25 protein-coding genes are annotated in these 17,433 nt (G+C 62.6%); 5 read left to right on the top strand and 20 right to left on the bottom strand.

What is annotated here, in order from left to right:
- Window positions 1-66 precede the first annotated feature (66 nt).
- The 4 genes from ASC45_RS11990 to ASC45_RS11975 all read left to right on the top strand — a co-directional run bounded on the left by ASC45_RS11990 (window position 67) and on the right by ASC45_RS11975 (window position 1,818).
- A complete protein-coding gene (locus ASC45_RS11990; protein WP_055451283.1) occupies window positions 67-630 on the top strand; it encodes a DUF3489 domain-containing protein in 564 nt (187 codons plus the stop codon).
- Between the two features lie 129 nt (window positions 631-759).
- Window positions 760-1,119, top strand: a complete 360-nt coding sequence (locus ASC45_RS11985; protein WP_055451282.1) for a hypothetical protein — start codon at window positions 760-762, stop codon at window positions 1,117-1,119.
- Between the two features lie 97 nt (window positions 1,120-1,216).
- A complete protein-coding gene (locus tag ASC45_RS11980; RefSeq protein WP_055451281.1) occupies window positions 1,217-1,579 on the top strand; it encodes a hypothetical protein in 363 nt (120 codons plus the stop codon).
- Entirely contained in the window at window positions 1,579-1,818 is a 240-nt protein-coding gene (locus ASC45_RS11975; RefSeq protein ID WP_055451280.1) for a hypothetical protein, read from the top strand. Before ASC45_RS11980 ends, ASC45_RS11975 begins: the two co-directional genes overlap by 1 nt.
- On the opposite strand, the gene ASC45_RS11970 is transcribed toward ASC45_RS11975, so the two are convergent.
- From ASC45_RS11970 to ASC45_RS11880, 20 genes are all read right to left on the bottom strand, one after another.
- The gene (locus tag ASC45_RS11970) at window positions 1,763-3,004 is read right to left on the bottom strand and encodes a site-specific DNA-methyltransferase (RefSeq protein ID WP_055451279.1); all 1,242 of its coding nucleotides are present in this window, start codon (window positions 3,002-3,004) and stop codon (window positions 1,763-1,765) included. The genes ASC45_RS11975 and ASC45_RS11970 overlap by 56 nt on opposite strands.
- Window positions 3,001-4,434 (bottom strand): site-specific DNA-methyltransferase, encoded by a 1,434-nt coding sequence (locus ASC45_RS11965; protein ID WP_055451278.1) that lies wholly within the window; start codon window positions 4,432-4,434, stop codon window positions 3,001-3,003. The genes ASC45_RS11970 and ASC45_RS11965 overlap by 4 nt, the downstream gene beginning before the upstream one ends.
- 328 nt (window positions 4,435-4,762) lie before the next feature.
- The gene (locus tag ASC45_RS11960) at window positions 4,763-5,161 is read right to left on the bottom strand and encodes a DUF6362 family protein (protein ID WP_055451277.1); all 399 of its coding nucleotides are present in this window, start codon (window positions 5,159-5,161) and stop codon (window positions 4,763-4,765) included.
- The gene (locus ASC45_RS11955) at window positions 5,154-5,363 is read right to left on the bottom strand and encodes a hypothetical protein (RefSeq protein WP_055451276.1); all 210 of its coding nucleotides are present in this window, start codon (window positions 5,361-5,363) and stop codon (window positions 5,154-5,156) included. The genes ASC45_RS11960 and ASC45_RS11955 overlap by 8 nt, the downstream gene beginning before the upstream one ends.
- Before the next feature lies 1 nt (window position 5,364).
- Complete coding sequence (locus ASC45_RS11950) at window positions 5,365-5,841, bottom strand: crossover junction endodeoxyribonuclease RuvC (protein WP_024541982.1); 477 nt, start codon at window positions 5,839-5,841, stop codon at window positions 5,365-5,367.
- 125 nt (window positions 5,842-5,966) lie between these two features.
- Window positions 5,967-8,258 (bottom strand): phage/plasmid primase, P4 family, encoded by a 2,292-nt coding sequence (locus ASC45_RS11945; RefSeq protein ID WP_055451275.1) that lies wholly within the window; start codon window positions 8,256-8,258, stop codon window positions 5,967-5,969.
- Window positions 8,251-8,478: a helix-turn-helix domain-containing protein gene (locus ASC45_RS11940; RefSeq protein WP_024541980.1), complete on the bottom strand. Its 228-nt coding sequence runs from the start codon at window positions 8,476-8,478 to the stop codon at window positions 8,251-8,253. The genes ASC45_RS11945 and ASC45_RS11940 overlap by 8 nt, the downstream gene beginning before the upstream one ends.
- Window positions 8,475-9,212 carry a hypothetical protein gene (locus ASC45_RS11935; protein ID WP_055451274.1) on the bottom strand — a complete coding sequence of 246 codons (738 nt, stop codon included), beginning with the start codon at window positions 9,210-9,212 and terminating at the stop codon, window positions 8,475-8,477. The genes ASC45_RS11940 and ASC45_RS11935 overlap by 4 nt, the downstream gene beginning before the upstream one ends.
- Window positions 9,209-9,697 (bottom strand): DUF6511 domain-containing protein, encoded by a 489-nt coding sequence (locus ASC45_RS11930; protein ID WP_055451273.1) that lies wholly within the window; start codon window positions 9,695-9,697, stop codon window positions 9,209-9,211. The genes ASC45_RS11935 and ASC45_RS11930 overlap by 4 nt, the downstream gene beginning before the upstream one ends.
- A 9-nt stretch (window positions 9,698-9,706) precedes the next feature.
- Window positions 9,707-10,336, bottom strand: a complete 630-nt coding sequence (locus tag ASC45_RS11925; RefSeq protein ID WP_024541977.1) for a hypothetical protein — start codon at window positions 10,334-10,336, stop codon at window positions 9,707-9,709.
- A gap of 5 nt (window positions 10,337-10,341) precedes the next feature.
- Entirely contained in the window at window positions 10,342-11,202 is an 861-nt protein-coding gene (locus ASC45_RS11920) for an ATP-binding protein (protein ID WP_055451272.1), read from the bottom strand.
- Window positions 11,202-11,960 carry a BRO-N domain-containing protein gene (locus ASC45_RS11915; RefSeq protein ID WP_055451271.1) on the bottom strand — a complete coding sequence of 253 codons (759 nt, stop codon included), beginning with the start codon at window positions 11,958-11,960 and terminating at the stop codon, window positions 11,202-11,204. The genes ASC45_RS11920 and ASC45_RS11915 overlap by 1 nt, the downstream gene beginning before the upstream one ends.
- 2 nt (window positions 11,961-11,962) lie before the next feature.
- Window positions 11,963-12,244, bottom strand: coding sequence for a hypothetical protein (locus tag ASC45_RS11910; RefSeq protein ID WP_015914475.1), 282 nt, complete (start codon window positions 12,242-12,244; stop codon window positions 11,963-11,965).
- A gap of 5 nt (window positions 12,245-12,249) precedes the next feature.
- Window positions 12,250-12,726 carry a hypothetical protein gene (locus tag ASC45_RS11905; protein WP_055451270.1) on the bottom strand — a complete coding sequence of 159 codons (477 nt, stop codon included), beginning with the start codon at window positions 12,724-12,726 and terminating at the stop codon, window positions 12,250-12,252.
- Window positions 12,727-12,737: 11 nt separating this feature from the next.
- On the bottom strand, window positions 12,738-13,001 hold the full coding sequence (locus tag ASC45_RS11900) for a helix-turn-helix transcriptional regulator (protein ID WP_055451269.1): 264 nt from the start codon (window positions 12,999-13,001) through the stop codon (window positions 12,738-12,740).
- Between the two features lie 174 nt (window positions 13,002-13,175).
- Window positions 13,176-13,640: a hypothetical protein gene (locus ASC45_RS11895; protein WP_055451268.1), complete on the bottom strand. Its 465-nt coding sequence runs from the start codon at window positions 13,638-13,640 to the stop codon at window positions 13,176-13,178.
- Window positions 13,637-15,049, bottom strand: a complete 1,413-nt coding sequence (locus tag ASC45_RS11890; RefSeq protein WP_055451267.1) for a recombinase family protein — start codon at window positions 15,047-15,049, stop codon at window positions 13,637-13,639. Before ASC45_RS11890 ends, ASC45_RS11895 begins: the two co-directional genes overlap by 4 nt.
- Window positions 15,046-15,519: a DUF2924 domain-containing protein gene (locus ASC45_RS11885; protein WP_055451266.1), complete on the bottom strand. Its 474-nt coding sequence runs from the start codon at window positions 15,517-15,519 to the stop codon at window positions 15,046-15,048. The genes ASC45_RS11890 and ASC45_RS11885 overlap by 4 nt, the downstream gene beginning before the upstream one ends.
- On the bottom strand, window positions 15,516-15,731 hold the full coding sequence (locus ASC45_RS15555) for a hypothetical protein (protein ID WP_072243056.1): 216 nt from the start codon (window positions 15,729-15,731) through the stop codon (window positions 15,516-15,518). Before ASC45_RS15555 ends, ASC45_RS11885 begins: the two co-directional genes overlap by 4 nt.
- 89 nt (window positions 15,732-15,820) lie before the next feature.
- The gene (locus tag ASC45_RS11880; RefSeq protein WP_245610059.1) at window positions 15,821-16,156 is read right to left on the bottom strand and encodes an OST-HTH/LOTUS domain-containing protein; all 336 of its coding nucleotides are present in this window, start codon (window positions 16,154-16,156) and stop codon (window positions 15,821-15,823) included.
- Between the two features lie 206 nt (window positions 16,157-16,362).
- Between ASC45_RS11880 and ASC45_RS11875 the strand changes: the two genes are divergently transcribed.
- Entirely contained in the window at window positions 16,363-17,409 is a 1,047-nt protein-coding gene (locus ASC45_RS11875) for an IS630 family transposase (protein WP_055451265.1), read from the top strand.
- The last annotated feature ends 24 nt before the right edge of the window (window positions 17,410-17,433 follow it).

The raw sequence follows: 17,433 nt of genomic DNA, 5'->3' as shown, positions 1-17,433 counted from the left end.
CGCTTGGCTTCACTTGAGAACAGCGCGTTCATCACATCACCGTCCACCACATCGAAGGAGCAAGACATGACCACCACCCAACTGACCCCTGCCCAGCACGCGATCCTGGCCCACGCGGTTGAACACACCAGCGGCAAGATCGACTGGTTCCCCGACAACATCAAAGGCGGCGCACGCAAGAAGGTGCTCGACGGACTTTTCAACCGCGCACTGATCACCACCGACGGCACCGACTGGTTTGTCGCTGCGGAGGGCTACGACGCCCTGGGCATTCCGCGTCCCGACGTGAACAGGAAGGGCGTCGGTCAGTTCGAAGCCAATCTCGACCGGATCATCGCCAACGCTGAAGGCGCGCCTGCGGCCGCGAGCGATCCCGAACTGGAAGCCTTTGTTACCGCCGCAGAAGCAACGTGGGTCAAGCCGCGCACCCGCGAGAACAGCAAGCAGGCCGAAGTGATCCGGATGCTGCAACGCCCCGAGGGCGCAACCATCGGCCAGATCTGCACCGCCACCGGTTGGCAGGCGCACACGGTGCGCGGCACCTTCGCCGGAGCCTTCAAGAAAAAGCTCGGCCTGAACATCGTCTCGGACAAGCCGCAGGGTGGCGAGCGGATCTACCGCATCGCCTGAGAACTAGCACAGCGAGTTTCGGCGAAGCCAAAAAGATGGCGAGAGGAGCCATGAATAGCTTGGCTTCTCTCCCCACCAGCGCGTTCATACAGATGTCGTGATTGACGACGCCATTCCAGGAGAACCGCCATGAGCACCATGACCATCACCATCGAACGCACCCCACGCACCCTTCAGTTCGCAGGCCAAAGCCTCCAGGTCGAAGAGTTGAGCATCCGCCTGCCGTTTGCACGCAAACCTGCCGACCTCGGCGAACTGGGCGGGAGCGACCAGCACAAGGTCTACGTCACCGAGACCAAGGAGCTCACCCCTGCCGAATTCGACGCCTTTGGGCTCAGCCTGCTGGTTTCACGCGACTGGCTGCGTGGCAAGGGTGGCGGCACTGGCGACGGCTACCTCTGCGTCGAGGTCACTGCTCCCGGACGCCCTTACCTCTACGTCAATCCCGAGGGCGGTGATTACGCCCGCTACGTAGCCCGTCTCGGGTAAGCAAAATTGATCGAGAAAGAAGCCAGGAACAGCTTGGCTTCTCAATCGAACAGCGCGTTACTACAGGTGTCGCAACGATCAACCCGGAGAAAACATCATGACCACCAACCAGATCCCCACCACCCAGAACGAAGCCTGGGGTTTTTGGGGCACGATGAACGAACACGCCAGCGCCGCATGGCCCCTGGCCATGAACGCCATTTCGGACGCCACCCACCAGCCCCTCGAATCGGTGCGGACCTTCCTCGACAGTCGCCACGGACGCCACTTTGCCGACGACGTCCAGAACGGCTTGTACCAAGGCCAAGCCTTGCAGGATGCGATCAACGCCGCCACCCAACGTCGGATGGGCTGGACGATTGGCCGCCAGACCAGTAAGCAGTACGGCATCCCGCGCGGCCTGCCTTACCTGACAGGCTTTGTGATCCACTGCGAAATCTGCGAAGAGATGGCTGCCTGATGAAAGCGCTCGCCACCGAACGGGAGCAGGCACTGCGTTGGCTGATTGCCAACCGGCGTCCAGACATCTCCATCGAGCAGGCTGTGCGCGTCATGTGCATGGCACTGCCGCGCGATCTCACCACCCTGCAAATCCTACGGCGCATCGCCGAGGAAGAAGAGGCCAAGCAGCCCGGCCAGCCATTCAACTGGCGCACAATTCCTGGTCTGCTGCCTCGCGGACAGCCGTCTGGCCGGTGAAGTCCTCCCACCGGCGCACGATCACATCCACGTACTTTGGATCGAGTTCGATCAGCCGCGCGACGCGCCCCGACTTTTCGGCCGCAATCAACGTTGTGCCAGAACCACCGAACGGATCGAGCACCACGTTACCCGGGCGGCTCGAATTGCGGATGGCTCGCTCGACCAGCTCCACCGGCTTCATTGTCGGATGCAGATCGTTCTTCTGCGGCTTCTTGATCGCCCACACATCGCCCTGATCGCGGTCACCACACCAGTGGCGTTGCGCACCCTCGGGCCATCCGTACAGGATCGGCTCGTACTGGCGCTGGTAGTCGGCACGGCCCAGCGTGAAGGTGTTCTTGGCCCAGATGATGAACGTCGACCACTTGCCACCGGCGGCGCGAAAGGCGGCCTGCAGCACATCCAGCTCGCTGGATGACATCGCCACATAGATGCCGCCCCGGCAGTTCGCCACGGTGGGCGTCAATGCTGCCAGCAGGAAGTCGTAGAAGCCATCGCCCAAGTTGTCGTTGAGGATCGCGCGATCCTTGCCGCGCATCTTGTCCTTGGCGCTGTTGGCGTAGTTCACGTTGTACGGCGGGTCGGTGAAGACCATGTCTGCCACGTCGCCTTGCATCAGCCGGGCATAGCTCTCTGCCACGGTCGAGTCGCCGCACAGCAGGCGGTGCTGGCCCATGATCCAGACATCGCCCGGGCGCGATATTGGAGTTTCGCCAACCTCCGGTATCGCATCCTCATCGGTCTGGCCCTCATTGTCCGGCTCGTCGCCCGCGATCAGTTCGGCCAGCGCGTCGGCGTCGAAGCCGGTGATGTCCAGATCGAAACCTTCGAGTTGCAAGGCTTCCAGTTCGATCCGGAGCATCGCATCGTCCCAGCCTGCGTTCTCCGCGATGCGGTTGTCTGCGATGACCAAGGCGCGGCGCTGGGTCGGGCTCAGGTGATCCAGTACGACCACGGGCACGATCTCAAGCCCAAGTTTCTGCGCAGCGGCCAAGCGTCCATGCCCAGCGACGATGATGCCGTCACTGCCTGCAAGGATCGGATTGGTGAAGCCAAACTCGGCAATCGATGCGGCGATCTGCGCCACCTGATCATCTGAGTGCGTCCGCGCATTGCGGGCATAGGGCAGCAGTTTGGCTGTAGGCCACTGCTCGATCTTGTCTGCCAACCAGGACGCGCTCATTGTTCTACCTCCGTGGGCGCCAGCCGTTCTGTGGCCACGTCGTCGAAGGACTGGCCCGATTTGATTCCACAGCCTGCGATAAGCGTGACCGGCACGCCGGGGTGGTTTTGCTGAAAACGCTTGATGGCCACGTCCACGTACTCCGGCGCAATTTCCACGCTGCGGCAGATACGACCAGTGCGTTGCGCGGCCAGCATCGTCGTGCCACTGCCGCCGAAGGGCTCGAACACGACGTCACCCGAATCGGTGTAAGCCTCGATGGCGAACTCAGGCAATGCGACCGGGAACACAGCCGGGTGATCAATGTCCTGCCCGATCTTGCCCTTGTGGCGCATCACGCGAATCACCGAGTCGGGGATTCGGGTGTCCTGCGTCGGCTGACCCTTGTGCGTCCAGCCGCCGACCTCGCCATCCTTACCGCGCATCGCCGTGGACGACCCGTCAGCGCGCAGGTGCGATTCCTGGCCCGCATGCTTGCAAGGCACGATCTTGTTGGGTTTGCGGGTGCTGCGATTGAAGTGGAAGACAAACTCGAAGCTGGGAGCCAATCGGCCCTGCCAGTCGCCGGGCATGCCTGGCCCCTGATCCCATACGTACCACGCGAAGCGCCGCCACCCTTGCTGACGCATCCAGGACAGCCAGCCGTCCCAATAGGGGATGACTTCGTTGTCGCGGTGGATCAGCCCAAGATTGACCAGCACTTGTCCGTCGCCCGCCATCGGCAGATGTGCGAACACACCGCGCATCAGTGCATCCCAATCGGCAATGCCGCCGGAGGTGTAGTCGCGCTGGTTGCCATACGGCGGCGAGGTGAAGCAAAGCTGCGCGGTGTCACCCTGCATCAGCGTGGCGACCACGGCTGGGTCGGTGGCGTCGCCACAGATCAAGCGGTGCGAGCCGATGGCCCAGAGATCGCCTTCGCGCGACACTGCGACCACTGGCGCAGCAGGCACATCGTCTGCTGCATCGGGTTCGTTGGCGTCTGCTTCATCCTGCACCACCGGTTCTGCTTCAGCGGACGTGGCATCAGCCAGCAGCGAGTCGATCTCGATGTTCTCGAAGCCGGTCAGCGACAACTCGTAACCTGCTTCGGAAAGCTCCGCCAGTTCGAGCGCCAACATCTCCTCATCCCAGCCAGCGTCGAGCGCCAATCTGTTGTCGGCGATGACCAGCGCACGTTTCTGCGCGGTGCTGAGGTGAGCCAGTTCGATCACCGGCACTTGATCCAGCCCAAGCTTGCGAGCAGCAGCCAGACGACCGTGGCCGGCGATGATGCCGTTGTCGCCATCAACCAGAACCGGGTTTGTCCAGCCGTATTCGACGATGCTGGCGGCGATCTTGGCGATCTGCGCATCGGAATGTGTGCGCGGATTGCGGGCGTAGGGAATCAGCGCCTCGACCTTGCGGTACTCGACGTTGAGCGTATTCAAAGAGGGTGTCCTGAAAAAAGAAAACCCGCCGACGAAACCGTGGGCGGGTCTTGGGGGTTAGTGCGAACTGGCGGGTGCGAACTGCGAACCGTGCGAACCTTGGTTCGCACCCTGACGCTAAAAAAGCGCCGCGCTCGCGCCCCCCGCATTGCGATTCGGGAAGGAAGGACCCCTTTTGCCTCGGGCCGCTCGCCGCGCCGTCACCGCTGTCCAGAAGATAGCTGAAATACTACCCCCGGATCGGCGAATCTGTTGCAGGGTCAAAAACCGCTCACTGCCGCTGATGCACACGCATTGCCGACCCCGCGCGCCAAATCACGCCAAATCACTACGCCGTGACGACGCCATTGAGTTGGTCGGTGACCGTCTGCAAGGCGCGCTGCCAGCGCCGCCATGCCGTCGTGCGGTCGCAGGCGAAGCGGATGGTGATGTCGCGCCAGCCGTAGCGCTTGGCGCGCATCCACACGAGGTGGCGCTGCTCGACCTCCAGCCACTGCACCCACTTCATCGTCTCCAGCATCCGCTCGATGGCGTCCGGCGTCGGAGGAAACGGTCGATAGACCGTCTCGTCGGCCGCGAAGGCTTCCCACTCCTTGCGCACGATGATCGGCCAGGTGTTGAAGTAGCCCTGCACACGCACGGGCGGCAGGCGTCGTCCGGTGCTGGCCGCCTCCTCGAAACGCGCGGCCACGTCTTCGATTGTCCAAGCAGCGCGACGGTCAACCATGGTGTGCGCCTCCCTGTCCGTAGAGACGTTCGCCGATGCGCCGGACGAACTCGCGCTCGATGAAGTCCAAGCGTTCGTCGGCGGCGTTGACGACGAGGATGTGCTGGTCGCGCCAGCCACGTTGCTTCATCGCTTCGAGGTCGGTGGTCGCGGGCTGGCGGCGGCCCAAGGGGCAGCGATAGGTGGGTGTCGGAATCTTCATCTCACGCCTCCTGTTCCAGATCGTGCTGTGCGATGGCCCAATGCAGCAGCGCCAGCGCGTCGGCCTCGTTGTCGTCGCCGGGCGTGTGGCCACGCGCGCGGATCGCCGCGATCATCTCGTCCTTGCCCGCGTTGCCCTTGCCGGTCGCGTGCTTTTTGATCGTGCCGACCGGAACACCTTGGTATGGGATGTTGTGATGCTCACACCACGCGGTCAGGTGTCCCATGAACCCGCCGTAGGCGTGCGCCGCATCAACACCAGCGTGCCGTCGAACTTCTTCGAAGAACACCGCGTTGATGTGGTTGCTGGCCGAGAGCAGTTCGTTGAGCCAGCGCTTGAAACGGAGGAAACGCATGCCGCCCCCCTCAAATCGCTGCGGCTTGAAGTGCTCCGTGCCGCTGGTGATAGTTCCGTCCAGGTGGAGCAAAGCCCACCCGGTGTGTGTGCCCAGATCAAGGGCCAAGATCGTCGTGTTCATCGTCGTGCTCCAGTTCGTGGGCGAGTGACGGATGCGACGGGTTCTCTGGAGAACAGCCTTTACGTGCGCGCACGCGTAGCGCGTCAATCAGGAAACCCGTCAAATCCGTCACTCGCCCGGATTGCTCAGTCATCTCGGTAGGGGTAGCCGTGGCTGTACGGCTTGGGCCTGAGGGCGATGCCCGTGATGCCACGTGCGCCCCCGGTCAGCCGACACTTCTCGAATTTGCGGGCCGCCATCAGTTCGGAGAAGCGCTTGACCGAGCCCACGTACTCACCCGCGCGCTCAGCCCATTCGCGCCAGTCGGCGAACAGTTCGGAAACGCCTTCGCGGTGGGTCTTGGCCAGCAGGCAGCGCTCTTCGATCCACTGCCCGAGCGCGTCCTCGGCCTCGAAATACTCCTCGGTCGCCGACACCACACTGGCGGGCGGCTTCAGGCCTTGGCGTTGCCAAAGGCTGCAGCCCTCGACTGCCCACGCCAGAATGCCGTCCCGCTCCTTGAGCAACTTCTCGGTCAGCCTGCCGTCACGCCGTTCGGGCGGGATCGTCACCGTGAACGGGATCAGGTGCAGTCGGCGCTTCATCGCCTCGTCCACGTTGCGGATCGATGGCTTGTGGTTGCCTGCGATCACCAACTTGAACTGCGGCACGTACTCGAAGAAGTCCTGGCGCATGAAACGCGCGGATACCTTGTCGCCACCGGTGATGGCCTTGACCTTGGATTCGTTCCAGCGCCGACCCTGTTCGGTTTCGATGGATGACACAAAGCGTGCGCCGCGCAGACCCGCCAGATCGGTCGGATGCCGGTCAGTGCGCGCCTCCATGAACGTGTCCATCGGCGCGTTGGCCGCGTAGTCGCCCAAGATGGTGGTCAGGACGTTGACGAACACCGACTTGCCGTTCGCGCCCGTCCCGTACAGAAAGAACAGCGCGTGCTCGCTAGTCACGCCCGTCAGGCAGTAGCCGACCATCAGTTGCAGGTAGGCCATCAACTCGGCGTCGCCGCCAGTGACGTCGGCCAGGAAAGCGCGCCACGTCGGACTGTCGCCCTGCGGTGTGGCCGTGCTCACCTTGGTCATCCGATCATCGCGCCGGTGCGGTCGCATCCGGCCCGTGCGCAGATCAACCACGCCGCCTGGTGTGTTGAGCGACCAGACGTCGGCATCCCACTCCTCGGCGGTGGAGGCGTGCTTGGGATCGGAGCGTGCGATTTTCTCGACGGACGAGATCGTGGCGGAGCTGGCTAGCTTGCCTTTGAGCCGAGGACTGTCCGCCTTGAGTGAAGCCATCCGGCAGATCCCGCGTGCCAGGTGAGACACGTAGAGCACCTGATCCGGATTCCAGCGCACGCCCGTCCAGACCAGCCATTTGCCCCACAGCGCGCAGTAGCGCCAGTCCTCGCCATAGCGGCGTGTGAAGGCCGAGGACAAGCCGTCCTCCGTAGTCCAGTCGACACCGGTCAGCAGATCCGGTGGTGGCGTCTCCTCGACCGATCGCATCACCGGCATCCGCTCGCCGACGGCGAGGAAGCCGCCCACATCGAAGCCTTCCGGGATGGCGTCGGCTGCATCCCATCCATCCGGTTTGTCATCGGGTGGCACCAGGATGGCGACCGTGGTTGCGCCCGCGTTCAGGATCGCCTGCGATGCACGGTCAGCGTAATCCCAGCCCGGCGCATCACGGTCAGGCCAGATCAGTACGGATTTGCCCGCCAGCGGCGACCAGTCGGTCTTATCGACCGGTGCATTCGCGCCATGCATTGCCGTGGTTGCCACCACGCCGATGGCGATCAAGGCCTGCGCGCATTTTTCGCCCTCGACCAACACAACGTGACCAGCTGCAGCCAGCCTCGGCTGGTTGTACAGCGGGCGCGGATCGGGCGGAGCCATCTTGCGCCGCTTGGCATCCCACGGCCGGAATTCCTTCTTGCGCCCGGGCGGGTCGTAGCGGTACACGACCGCAATCAGTTTGCCGGTGGCATCGAAGTAGTCCCACTTGGCCGTGGCCGGGCCGAGATCATCAACCGGCGCTTCTTTCTTGGCGCGGCGTACCGGCACTGATTGCGAACGACCGATCAGATCGGCAGCCTCGTCGAGCACCCGGGGAAAGTCGGTGTGGACGTTGGCCCCGTGGTAAGCGGCGATCAAGGCAAAGATGTCACCGCCATCACCCGTGGCACGATCCGTCCAGAGACCAGCCTTCTCGCCTTCGAGCACCACCTCGAGGCTGTCGCCCGGACTGCCGAGGATGTCTCCAATCAAAAACTTGCCCCGACGCTTCTTTCCCGCCGGGAAAATCGTGGTGAGAACCGATTCCAGGCGTGCGATTAGTTCGGTGCGAATCTCGTCCCGCTCGCTGTCGTTGACGTTGCGCCGGCCCGATTCTCCCGCTGGTGATGTGTCATTGAAATCAAGCATCAGCAGCGCCCTCGTGTGATGTCTGCTGCGCAGCGATCCAGGCTTCCAGCTCGTTGGGTTTGAACCGAACCAATTTGCCGACGCGGTAATGCGGAATGCGACGCTCCTGTCTCTCCTTGGCTTGTGAGAGCCAATACGACGGCAGGTTGAACATCAGTGCCGCCTGGCGCACGTCGATCAGTTGCTCGCCAAGTACGTGATTCAAATTCGAGGTATTCATGCTTGGGTCCTCCAGCAGCGGTCTTGCCAGGCACACATCCGGCACTCGAAGTGGGTCGGATCATTGAAGGCGCGCGGCAGGAGGTCTCCCGCCTCGGTGGCCGTAATGACCTTCACCGCCCGATCCGACATGCGTTGGGCCAGGGCTGCGTCAAAGGGCACGGCCTCGGTGTAGATCTCCATCGTGTCGGCGTTGAGCGCCGTGAAGATCGCCGGGTGCTCGTGCAGTTCGAGATAGGCTTGGTAGATCGCCACTTGCGCGGCGTAGACGGGCTTGGCCACAGCGAGGCGGTTTTTCTCCAGCTCGCGCCATGACTTGTTGCCCAGACACTTGTTTTCCCAGAGCGCGGGATAGGCGAAGCCCGCTGGGCCGCCGACGATGACCCCGTCGATGTGGCCCTGCAGGCGGCCGTCAGCCACGGAGAAACCGAACTGCTCGCCGTCGGCCTTGCGGGTGCGCAGGTCGAAGCCCCCGTCCCTAAGCCATGCGACCATGCAGTCCTCCATGACGTGACCACGTTCGAAGATCCGCAGCATCCGGCCAGGGATATCGCGCCCGTGGTCGATGGGAGCCTTGGCGTATTCAAACTGCAGCGCACGTTCACAGGCCACACCCAGACGCGAGGCCCCGAGGTACAGGCGCTCGGACTGGCGGGCCCGAGCCCGCTGCATCCCGGCGTCGACCAAGACGGTGACCTGACCGGAGATGCTTGATGTGGAGTTGAAGTCGATCATGGCTTCCTCCCCTTCGGCTCTTCCCAGGGGAGGTCGTCCTCCAGATCCGCGAACGGGTTGGCCATAGGGTCGGGCGCAGGCGTCATGCCGCGTACCGGCGGGTGCTTGCTCGCCTCGTGGTGCGCGACCATTGCCTCGGTGTAGCAAGTGACGATGGCGTCGATCACTTGCAGCGCCTCGGCTTCGGAGTAGTCGCCCAGCGGCTTGGTAAACCCAATCTCGCCTGCTGCCTCGCCGAAGGCCTTGAGGCACTTCTTCATCGCGGCCAGTTCGACATCAGACGGATCGATCATGACGACCTCCTTGCTGTCGACGCGACCTTCCTTGACCCGCAGCCAGTTGCCGTACAGCGCGTGAAACGCGTTTTGGCAGCGTTGCGAGCAGAACACCCAGTCGATGGGATAGCGCCGGGGATTGCCGACACCGTGACGGTTGTCGGTGTGGCCGAATCCCCGGGCCTGTCGTTTGCAGACCCAGCATTTCATCGGCCTCCCTCACTGCGCCCAAGACGGCTTGCCGGTCACGGGTGCGCGTTGCGGAGCCGGTGCCTGATACGCAGGCGCAGCCGCCTGCGCCGGTGCGCCGGGACTTGCACTGCCTGAAGCCTTGGGCGGCACGCCCATCAGTTTTGCGTAGTCGGGGTGATCGGGCTCGACCGCGATCTTGACCACGTTGCGGTCTTGGCCCTTGCTATCCTTCTCAATGTCCACGCGGGCCAGAAACTCCAGGCCATCCAGTTCATGAAAGCCCTGGATGCGGCGCGCGGCGGCGGCCTGCGGGCTGTTGTCCTGCGGGTGGACGTTGCGGGCGCTGTTGAGCGCGGCGCGGATGAAGCTGCGCCCCATCTGACCCCAGGTCGGCCCTTTCTTGGAGTGCAGGCCGATGTTGCTCCACATCTTGCGCTTGGCATGATCACCGCCCGTGACGACGAACTCGGCGGCGAGGTAGATGGAGCCGGTTTCGAAGGACTCGGTGGCGTAACCACCGCCCCAGCCTTGTCCCGGGTCGTCATAACCACCGGGCTTGATGGTCATGCGCACTGGCACGACCGCGCCCTTGGGGATCAGGTCAAAGCCCGACTGTTGGGGATCGGCATCTTGGAAATCAAAATAGTTGGACGACATGGCGATTACTCCTTGGATTCGGTGGTGTTTTCTGTAGTGGGTGTGCCGCTGCTGCCGGGCATGGGCAATGGCGACTGGCCTGCGCACTTGGCGATCAGTGCGCCGAGATGCGGCGGCTCCAGCAGGTCGAGGCGACCGCTGCGGTCTTTGGCAGGAAAACCGTAGGGATTGACGGTGTGCGTGATGAAGGCTCGGTAGGCACTGCCGTCGTCGGCCTTGATCTCGGCCAGCGTCACGACCTCATCGACGATGCCGGGCAGCTCCAGACTGGTCTTGCTGCCTTCGATCTGCGGCACGAACACCTTGCGGTTGTAGTCATCGAGACGTTCGTCAAGGATGGCGACGAACACCACGTTCTTGCCGCGTGCGTGCTGCAGATGTGTCAGTGCGCCGATCATTTCCTGGCCAAGCAGGCCATATGCGGCGCGCAGATCGGGTTTGCCGCTACGGTCGCTGGTGGCACCGGGTTGCGTCTTGCACCATGCGAAGCACTGCCGGGACAGCTGCGTGATCGAGTCGAGAAAGAAGGTCTGGTAGCGGTCGAGCTGCATCGGGTTACCAAATTTCTCGATGACGTGGTCGTAATGCGCCTGCGAAAACGCGCTCTCCGGCGGCAGTGACCTGTCCGGGCCTGCGAGGAACACGAAAAAGTCGCGGCTTTCCGGCCACGAGGCCGGGCGGATGGTGTCGCCTGGCCAGTCGGCCACGGCGAGATCGCCCGCCTCGATATCGAGGAACAAGGTGGTGGCAGGGTCGAGGTCTTTGAGCCGGGTGGTCTTGCCGATGCCGGATTTGCCCAGCATCAGCAACTTCACACCTTTGCGCTCGGCCAAGCGCTGCTGTGCGGAAATGATCGGGAGGGACATCACGCCACCTCCTTCAGTTGTTCCGCGACCGCCGGATTCCAGAGGATCTGGTAGCCGCTGTGGCCGTTGCGCGAGTACGGCATGGCTTCGGCCCATGCTTCACCGGCCTCGGTCAGTTCCCACTCGTCTCGGTCGTTGCGGAACTGAAGGCCGCCGGATGCCAGCAACTGGTTCGTGGCCTTGGCTGAGCGACTCAGCAATTTGCCGAGCTGTGTGGCGTTGAGCGAGCAGATCGGCTCGTTGGCGGCAGGCAAAGCGCGGCGCAGCACTTCCGTGGTCAGGCCCGTGTTTTCCTGAATGCAGGTCAACGTGGCAGCCATTGCAATGCCGGTCTTGACGCCCGGTACCTTGGCGACCGCTTCGCCGATCAGCAGGATGGCGGTGACGCGATCTTGGGTTGGCGCGGGCAAGGCAGCCATCGTGGCGGCGGCGGAATACGTGCCTGTCTTGCGGATTGCAGGCAGCACTTCACCGGTGATCCAGCGCTTGAAGCGCTTGGCGGCATCCTTGGTGCTGCCGAGGATCAGGGCGTAAAGCCCCGACTCGTTGACGTGGTTTTGGCGTTGACGTCCACCCGCCGTAAGGGTCTCCAATTTTTGGAGATCCTCGGCATCGACGTGGGACTTAATCGCCTGAGACGGATTGCCCATCTCCAGCGCGTCGCAGACATCGGTGGCGTTGAACCACGGCTGCCCGAATTCATCGACCTGGACGCGCACGGCGTGCGCTTCGAACTGAAAGGGAATGATCGCGCTCATGATCAGCCCTCCCACGACACGTCGGCGATACGGTCGGCTCCACGCGCGGCACGTTTGCGTACCTCGGTGTGGAGTTCTTCCAGCGCGGTGCGGCGGCGACCGAGCGCCAGCGATTCCGCGTTGGCCGTCTGGATGGCAAAAGCCAGCTCGTCCACAGTGGCGGCATCAAGCGGGACAACGACGTCCTGACCGTCCGCGCGGCGATACCGGATTTCGTCAGGGAGGTGTTCGCCGTAGATGGACGGCAGCTGTTGACGCAGCGAGGCGATGAGATTGGTGCTCATGGTCATTACTCCGAATCGATGGAAAGGGTGAAAGACGGCTTGCCGGAATCCACGGTGCGAGCGGCGGCGAACTGCTGTTGCAAGGCAGGCGGCCAGTTCGTGAAGCGGGATTCGGAGACGGACAACTTGATGTCGAGGTAACCCTCGACCTTCTCGCCTGAGGCGACGATGCGTTCAGCGATCTCAGCCAGTTGCTTCTGATCCCAGCTGACCTTCTTGGGCAGCTCGTACTTCAGGTGCAGCAGGCCATCGCTGATGTGTGCGGTGCCGAAGTCACGGCCGGATTCGCGCAGCGCAGTGCGTGCCTGCTCGCCGTAGCACTGATCCAGTGCCGCATCGAACTTGGTGCGCGCCTTCTTCAGCCAGTCGATGGCTGCATCGAGGTTCTTGTCGATCTCATGTTTCTGCGCGGGCGGCAATGCGGCCAGTTGGCTGACCGACATCTCAGCGATGTCGGCAGGGAAGATGGTGATGTCATTCATCGCATCTCTCCTCAAACCGCCGCGCGTTCGGATGTCGAGTCGTGCAGCGCTTCGCGCTCAAACTCGAGGATCGCGTCGACCGGGTAGCCGACACGCTTGGACAGCTTCAGGTAGCGTGGACCGCGACCCTCACTGCGCCAGCGCTGCAAAGTCTTGGGGCTAACGCCCCAGCGTTGCGCGAGCTCGTTTTCGTTGAGCACGCGGCGATCACCGGGTGACATGGTGTTGATCGCCTGCTGTGGCGACCGGGGGATACCGCTGGTTAGTGTCTGCATGGAATGCTCCTGTGACGTTGTTGAGTAACAGGTGTCATTCCAAACTTCGGGTGGCGAACCTTTAAGGGACGCAATGGCGAACCACGACGGAACTCCAGGTTCGCCAATGGCCCAGTGCAGAAAAGCAAACGGCGAGCACATGGCTCGCCGTCATCGGGTGTGTCTGGAAGCAGATCAGGCGTGGGAGAAACCGAGCAATCGACGCTGCGCAGCCCAATCGCGCGGCAGTTGCTCTTGGCGGCCACGCAAGGTGTGCAGATTCAAGTGGCGTGGCTGACGTCCTTCGAATATCGCCTCCACGATATCGGGGGCCAGCATGGTCATGCGCAAGACCTCGGCAGCCCAGCCCGGCTCCACTTTCATGGCGTGCGCCAAGTCCGTTGTCGTCGAGTAGGTGCCATCGTCGATCAAGCGCTTCCAGTAGAAGGCCTTGCCCAGCGTTTTGATCATCGGCACATCGAAGCCACCGATTCGGTCCGCGATATCGGGGGCTGGCGGTATCAGCAGCTTCCGGTTCTGGCGGCGCTTGATCGTCAGGGGCACCAAGGTGACCCGCTGCCCCTCGCTGACATAACTTCGCGCCTCGGCTCCAATCTCGATGCGGACGGCGCGCTGGCGCTGGTGGGTCGTGGCATTCATGCCAAAGCCTCCTCGACACGCTCTTGGGACTCTTCGATCAAGGGATGCGTGCTGATGTCCGCACCGAATCCGATCCAACCGTCCTCCCGCCAAACGATATCCAGGCCGTGCCCGTGTAGTTGCACGCGTTCGATCAACAGCCGTGTGATCCGTTGCTGCTCAGCGGGGAACAGTTGCGACCACACGTCACCGATGCGCTGCATGGCGACCACCACCTGTGCCTCGTCCAGCGTCGACCCCGCCGGATGCTGCTGGCAGGATCTCCACACTGCGATCAGCATTTGCGGCGATGAGAGCGCAGCATGAATTTGCGCCAACACGGCATCTTCGATCTCGGCGGCAGGCAGGTGGCCCACGTCCGGGGTATGCGGAGCCAGGCTGGCACCTGCGTTGCGCCGCTTGTGCAGGTAAGGCACGTAGTAGCGGTACTGCCGACCGTTTTTCTTCTTGACGAAGGAGTGCAGCATGCGTTGGCCATCCGGGGCGAAGAGAAGTCCCGCCAGCAGTGCCGGATGCTTGGCTCGGTGTTCGCGCGGTGCCTGCTTTCGCCTCTCAATGAAGGCATGTGCCGCGTCCCACAATTCTTGAGAAATGATGGGATCGTGCTGGGCCGAGTACCACGTCTCGTGATTACAGATTTCACCGAGGTAAATGCGGTTACGCAGCAAGGTAAAGAGGTACTGCTGATCGATGCTGCGCCCCAATCGCTCCCGGCCGGACTGGGTGACCCATGCCTTGGTGGTATGCCCTTCGATTTCCAGTTCGCGGACGAGTCGCGCAGCCGAGCCATGCTCGGCGTAGCGGCGGAAGATGTCACGTACCAACGCAGCTTCATGGTCGTTGATGACGAGCTTGCGTTCAACCACGTCGTATCCGAGCGGTGGAACTCCGCCCATCCACATGCCCTTGGCCTTGCTGGCGGCGATCTTGTCGCGGATGCGTTCGCCCGTGACCTCGCGTTCGAACTGCGCGAATGACAAAAGGATGTTGAGCGTCAATCGCCCCATCGATGTGGTTGTGTTGAACTGCTGCGTGACAGAGACAAAGGAGACGCCGTTGCGGTCGAAGACCTCGACCAGCTTTGCGAAGTCCGGCAGGCTGCGCGTGAGGCGGTCGATTTTGTAGACGACCACGGTATCGATCTTCCCCGCCTCGATGTCGATCATCAGTCGGCGCAACCCGGGCCGTTCCATGTTGCCGCCAGAGTAGCCGCCGTCGTCGTATCCGTCATCGACGGCTATCCAGCCTTCATGCCGTTGGCTTGCAATGAAGGCCAATCCTGCATCACGCTGTGCCTCGAGGCTGTTGTATTCCTGATCGAGGCCTTCGTCAGTGGATTTGCGGGTGTAGACGGCGCAGCGCTTCTTTGGCGTGACTGCGGGAATCTGGTTTCGACGCACAGAGCTCATGCTGCCCCCTTCTTCGAAGCTGGTGCCTTCAAACCAAAGAACACCGGGCCTGACCAATGGCTGCCTGTGATGCGCTTGGCCACAGCGGACAGGCTCTTGAAGCGTTGCCCCTGGTACTCGAAGTCATTCGATCCGCGCACCAGCACACGATGTTCAATGTCGTCGTAGATGCGTGTCAGGACGGTACCGGGCAGTAGGCGTTGGCTATCGCCGCGCAGTTGCTTGGGCAAGATGCCGGTTTCCCCAACCTCCTCGAGCTTCTTACGCAGTGACGGTTTCAAACCACCAAACGCACGCTCTTGCATCCGGTAGGCCAGGCGACTTTCCAGCCAGACCCGATGGTGGTGATTCGGCCGTTCATCGAAATGGTCGTCCCAGAGAGCCCAAAGATCATCCATCGAAAGATGGGGAATAGCCGCGACGCGGGCGGCGACTGAGGCGGGCGTTGGTGAGGTTGCGTGTGCTGTCATGGGCGAACTCCGTTGTTGTGATCGGGGTTCGCATTCACGCGCTGTTGGCCGGGGAAGCCAAGGCAAACCTGCTCGCTGTTTTGGGGGATGTCGCGCGATTGGCGGGCACGAAGGCGCAGCAGCGCGGCAGCCAACAGATCAGCGATTTCTTGATGCCCGTGCCGTGGCCGGTCAGGTGATGTGCAAATGGAGATAGGTTCGATTTCTGTCATGGCAAGCGTTCCGATGGAAAACGCTGCTCATGCTAGAAACCAAGGGCACTTCGCGTAACGTGATTTAGCGTGAGTGCGCGGGTTTGGCGCTATGTCTCTTTGGGCCTATACCAAGCCGCGCGCTGGCCATTCACTTCCCGATACCGAAGCTCGAAAAGGCGGGATTCGTGCACGACCTGCCGCCAACTGCTGCACCCATACTTGGCCGGCAGTTGATCGGGATACCTTTCTGCAATCCATCGTCCAGCAGTAGCGACCGGCGTCCACTCGTCGACAGCCAACTGATCTGCCGCTTCACGCAATGCGCGAACAATTCCGGCTGCGGGCCAATCCACCGAGCCATCCGGCGCTATGCCGTTGATCACCAGATCGCGGAAGGCATCGGACTGGGCAAACTCCGCCGCCAGACGACGGGCCTGATCCATGTGCTCCGCCCAGCCTCGCAGTTGCTCAAAGTGTTGATCGACGCGACTGTAGGCCGCGACCAAGGACTCTTGCGCACCACGGCATCCGTCCAGACTCCAAAGGTCGTGCTGGTCGATAAAGTGGTGCACCAGGTTGTTCCGCAGCAGAACTATTGATCCAGCCGCATGAAGTTTGAACTTTTCGGTGATCCCGGAGTCAGAGCGTTATGGACAAAGAAGACGCTCGCTACCAGAAGCTTGAGCAGCTGCACGAGAGGCGCAAGCAAGTCGTGCGGTTGCATGTGAGGAGCGTGCCGGTGATGCAGATCGTTGCGCTCACGGGTTTGAGCTACCCGACGGTGCGTAAAGCCATAGATCTGTTCGCTGCTGGTGGCTGGGCGGCCCTCAAGCCTGCAGCGCGTGGGCGCAGTGCAGGCCAAGGCCGCCTGCTCAAGCCCGAGCAGGAAGCGTTTGTTCGGCGCACCATCTGCGACAAGCGCCCCGAGCAGTTGAAGATGGAGTTCGCGCTGTGGACACGCGCAGCGGTCATGCAGTTCATCGAGCGCGAGTTCGGTGTGAAGCTCTCCATTCGTGCCACCGGTGAGTACCTGCGGCGCTGGGGCTTGACGCCGCAAAAGCCCATCAAGCGCGCCTACGAGCAGCGACCTGAGGCCGTGCGGCAATGGCTCGAGCACGAGTACCCGGCCATCGAGCGTCGCGCCAGGGCCGAGGGCGGAGAAATCCACTGGGGTGACGAGACCGCGCTGGTCAACACCGACGTGCGCGGCAGGAGCTACGCCCCGCGCGGCAAGACCCCGGTGACGCTGGCCGTGGGCGGCACGCGCCAGAAGCTCTCCATGATCTCCACCGTCACCAACCGGGGGCGGGCGAACTGGATGATCATCGACGGTGCTTTCAACCACGAGCGGCTCATCGAGTTCTTCGAGGCGCTGGTGGCCGATGGCCGCAGGCGCGGTCAGAAGGTCTTTCTCATCCTGGACAACCTGGGCGTGCATCACTGCAAGCCCGTCAAAGCCTGGCTGGCCGAGCACCAGGCCGCCATCGAGGTGTTCTACCTGCCCAGCTACAGCCCCGAGCTCAACCCCGATGAGCGGCTCAACGCCGACCTCAAGCACGCCATCGGCACCAAGGTGCCTGTGCGCACCAAGGCCAAGCTGCACGCTGCCGCCAACGAGCATATGGCCTTCGTCGCAGCACACCCCGAACGCGTGCGCTCCTACTTCCAAGACCCCTTCGTCAGGTACGCAGCTTGAAAACTTCAGCGTGCCGGATCAATA

Source organism: Thiomonas bhubaneswarensis (assembly GCF_001418255.1).
Classification (GTDB): Bacteria; Pseudomonadota; Gammaproteobacteria; order Burkholderiales; family Burkholderiaceae_C; genus Thiomonas; species Thiomonas bhubaneswarensis.
The sequence above is the reverse complement of the archived record's forward strand: the minus strand, read 5'-3'. Positions and strand labels throughout refer to the sequence as shown.

Bases quoted from the DNA above. Each gene is read 5' to 3' on its own strand.
- ASC45_RS11990 (WP_055451283.1), top strand. From the start codon at position 67: ATGACCACCACCCAACTGACCCCTGCCCAGCACGCGATCCTGGCCCAC.
- ASC45_RS11985 (WP_055451282.1), top strand. From the start codon at position 760: ATGAGCACCATGACCATCACCATCGAACGCACCCCACGCACCCTTCAG.
- ASC45_RS11980 (WP_055451281.1), top strand. From the start codon at position 1,217: ATGACCACCAACCAGATCCCCACCACCCAGAACGAAGCCTGGGGTTTT.
- ASC45_RS11975 (WP_055451280.1), top strand. From the start codon at position 1,579: ATGAAAGCGCTCGCCACCGAACGGGAGCAGGCACTGCGTTGGCTGATT.
- ASC45_RS11970 (WP_055451279.1), bottom strand. From the start codon at position 3,004: ATGAGCGCGTCCTGGTTGGCAGACAAGATCGAGCAGTGGCCTACAGCC.
- ASC45_RS11960 (WP_055451277.1), bottom strand. From the start codon at position 5,161: ATGGTTGACCGTCGCGCTGCTTGGACAATCGAAGACGTGGCCGCGCGT.
- ASC45_RS11955 (WP_055451276.1), bottom strand. From the start codon at position 5,363: ATGAAGATTCCGACACCCACCTATCGCTGCCCCTTGGGCCGCCGCCAG.
- ASC45_RS11950 (WP_024541982.1), bottom strand. From the start codon at position 5,841: ATGAACACGACGATCTTGGCCCTTGATCTGGGCACACACACCGGGTGG.
- ASC45_RS11945 (WP_055451275.1), bottom strand. From the start codon at position 8,258: ATGCTTGATTTCAATGACACATCACCAGCGGGAGAATCGGGCCGGCGC.
- ASC45_RS11940 (WP_024541980.1), bottom strand. From the start codon at position 8,478: ATGAATACCTCGAATTTGAATCACGTACTTGGCGAGCAACTGATCGAC.
- ASC45_RS11935 (WP_055451274.1), bottom strand. From the start codon at position 9,212: ATGATCGACTTCAACTCCACATCAAGCATCTCCGGTCAGGTCACCGTC.
- ASC45_RS11930 (WP_055451273.1), bottom strand. From the start codon at position 9,697: ATGAAATGCTGGGTCTGCAAACGACAGGCCCGGGGATTCGGCCACACC.
- ASC45_RS11925 (WP_024541977.1), bottom strand. From the start codon at position 10,336: ATGTCGTCCAACTATTTTGATTTCCAAGATGCCGATCCCCAACAGTCG.
- ASC45_RS11920 (WP_055451272.1), bottom strand. From the start codon at position 11,202: ATGTCCCTCCCGATCATTTCCGCACAGCAGCGCTTGGCCGAGCGCAAA.
- ASC45_RS11915 (WP_055451271.1), bottom strand. From the start codon at position 11,960: ATGAGCGCGATCATTCCCTTTCAGTTCGAAGCGCACGCCGTGCGCGTC.
- ASC45_RS11910 (WP_015914475.1), bottom strand. From the start codon at position 12,244: ATGAGCACCAATCTCATCGCCTCGCTGCGTCAACAGCTGCCGTCCATC.
- ASC45_RS11905 (WP_055451270.1), bottom strand. From the start codon at position 12,726: ATGAATGACATCACCATCTTCCCTGCCGACATCGCTGAGATGTCGGTC.
- ASC45_RS11900 (WP_055451269.1), bottom strand. From the start codon at position 13,001: ATGCAGACACTAACCAGCGGTATCCCCCGGTCGCCACAGCAGGCGATC.
- ASC45_RS11895 (WP_055451268.1), bottom strand. From the start codon at position 13,640: ATGAATGCCACGACCCACCAGCGCCAGCGCGCCGTCCGCATCGAGATT.
- ASC45_RS11890 (WP_055451267.1), bottom strand. From the start codon at position 15,049: ATGAGCTCTGTGCGTCGAAACCAGATTCCCGCAGTCACGCCAAAGAAG.
- ASC45_RS11885 (WP_055451266.1), bottom strand. From the start codon at position 15,519: ATGACAGCACACGCAACCTCACCAACGCCCGCCTCAGTCGCCGCCCGC.
- ASC45_RS15555 (WP_072243056.1), bottom strand. From the start codon at position 15,731: ATGACAGAAATCGAACCTATCTCCATTTGCACATCACCTGACCGGCCA.
- ASC45_RS11880 (WP_245610059.1), bottom strand. From the start codon at position 16,156: ATGGATCAGGCCCGTCGTCTGGCGGCGGAGTTTGCCCAGTCCGATGCC.
- ASC45_RS11875 (WP_055451265.1), top strand. From the start codon at position 16,363: ATGGACAAAGAAGACGCTCGCTACCAGAAGCTTGAGCAGCTGCACGAG.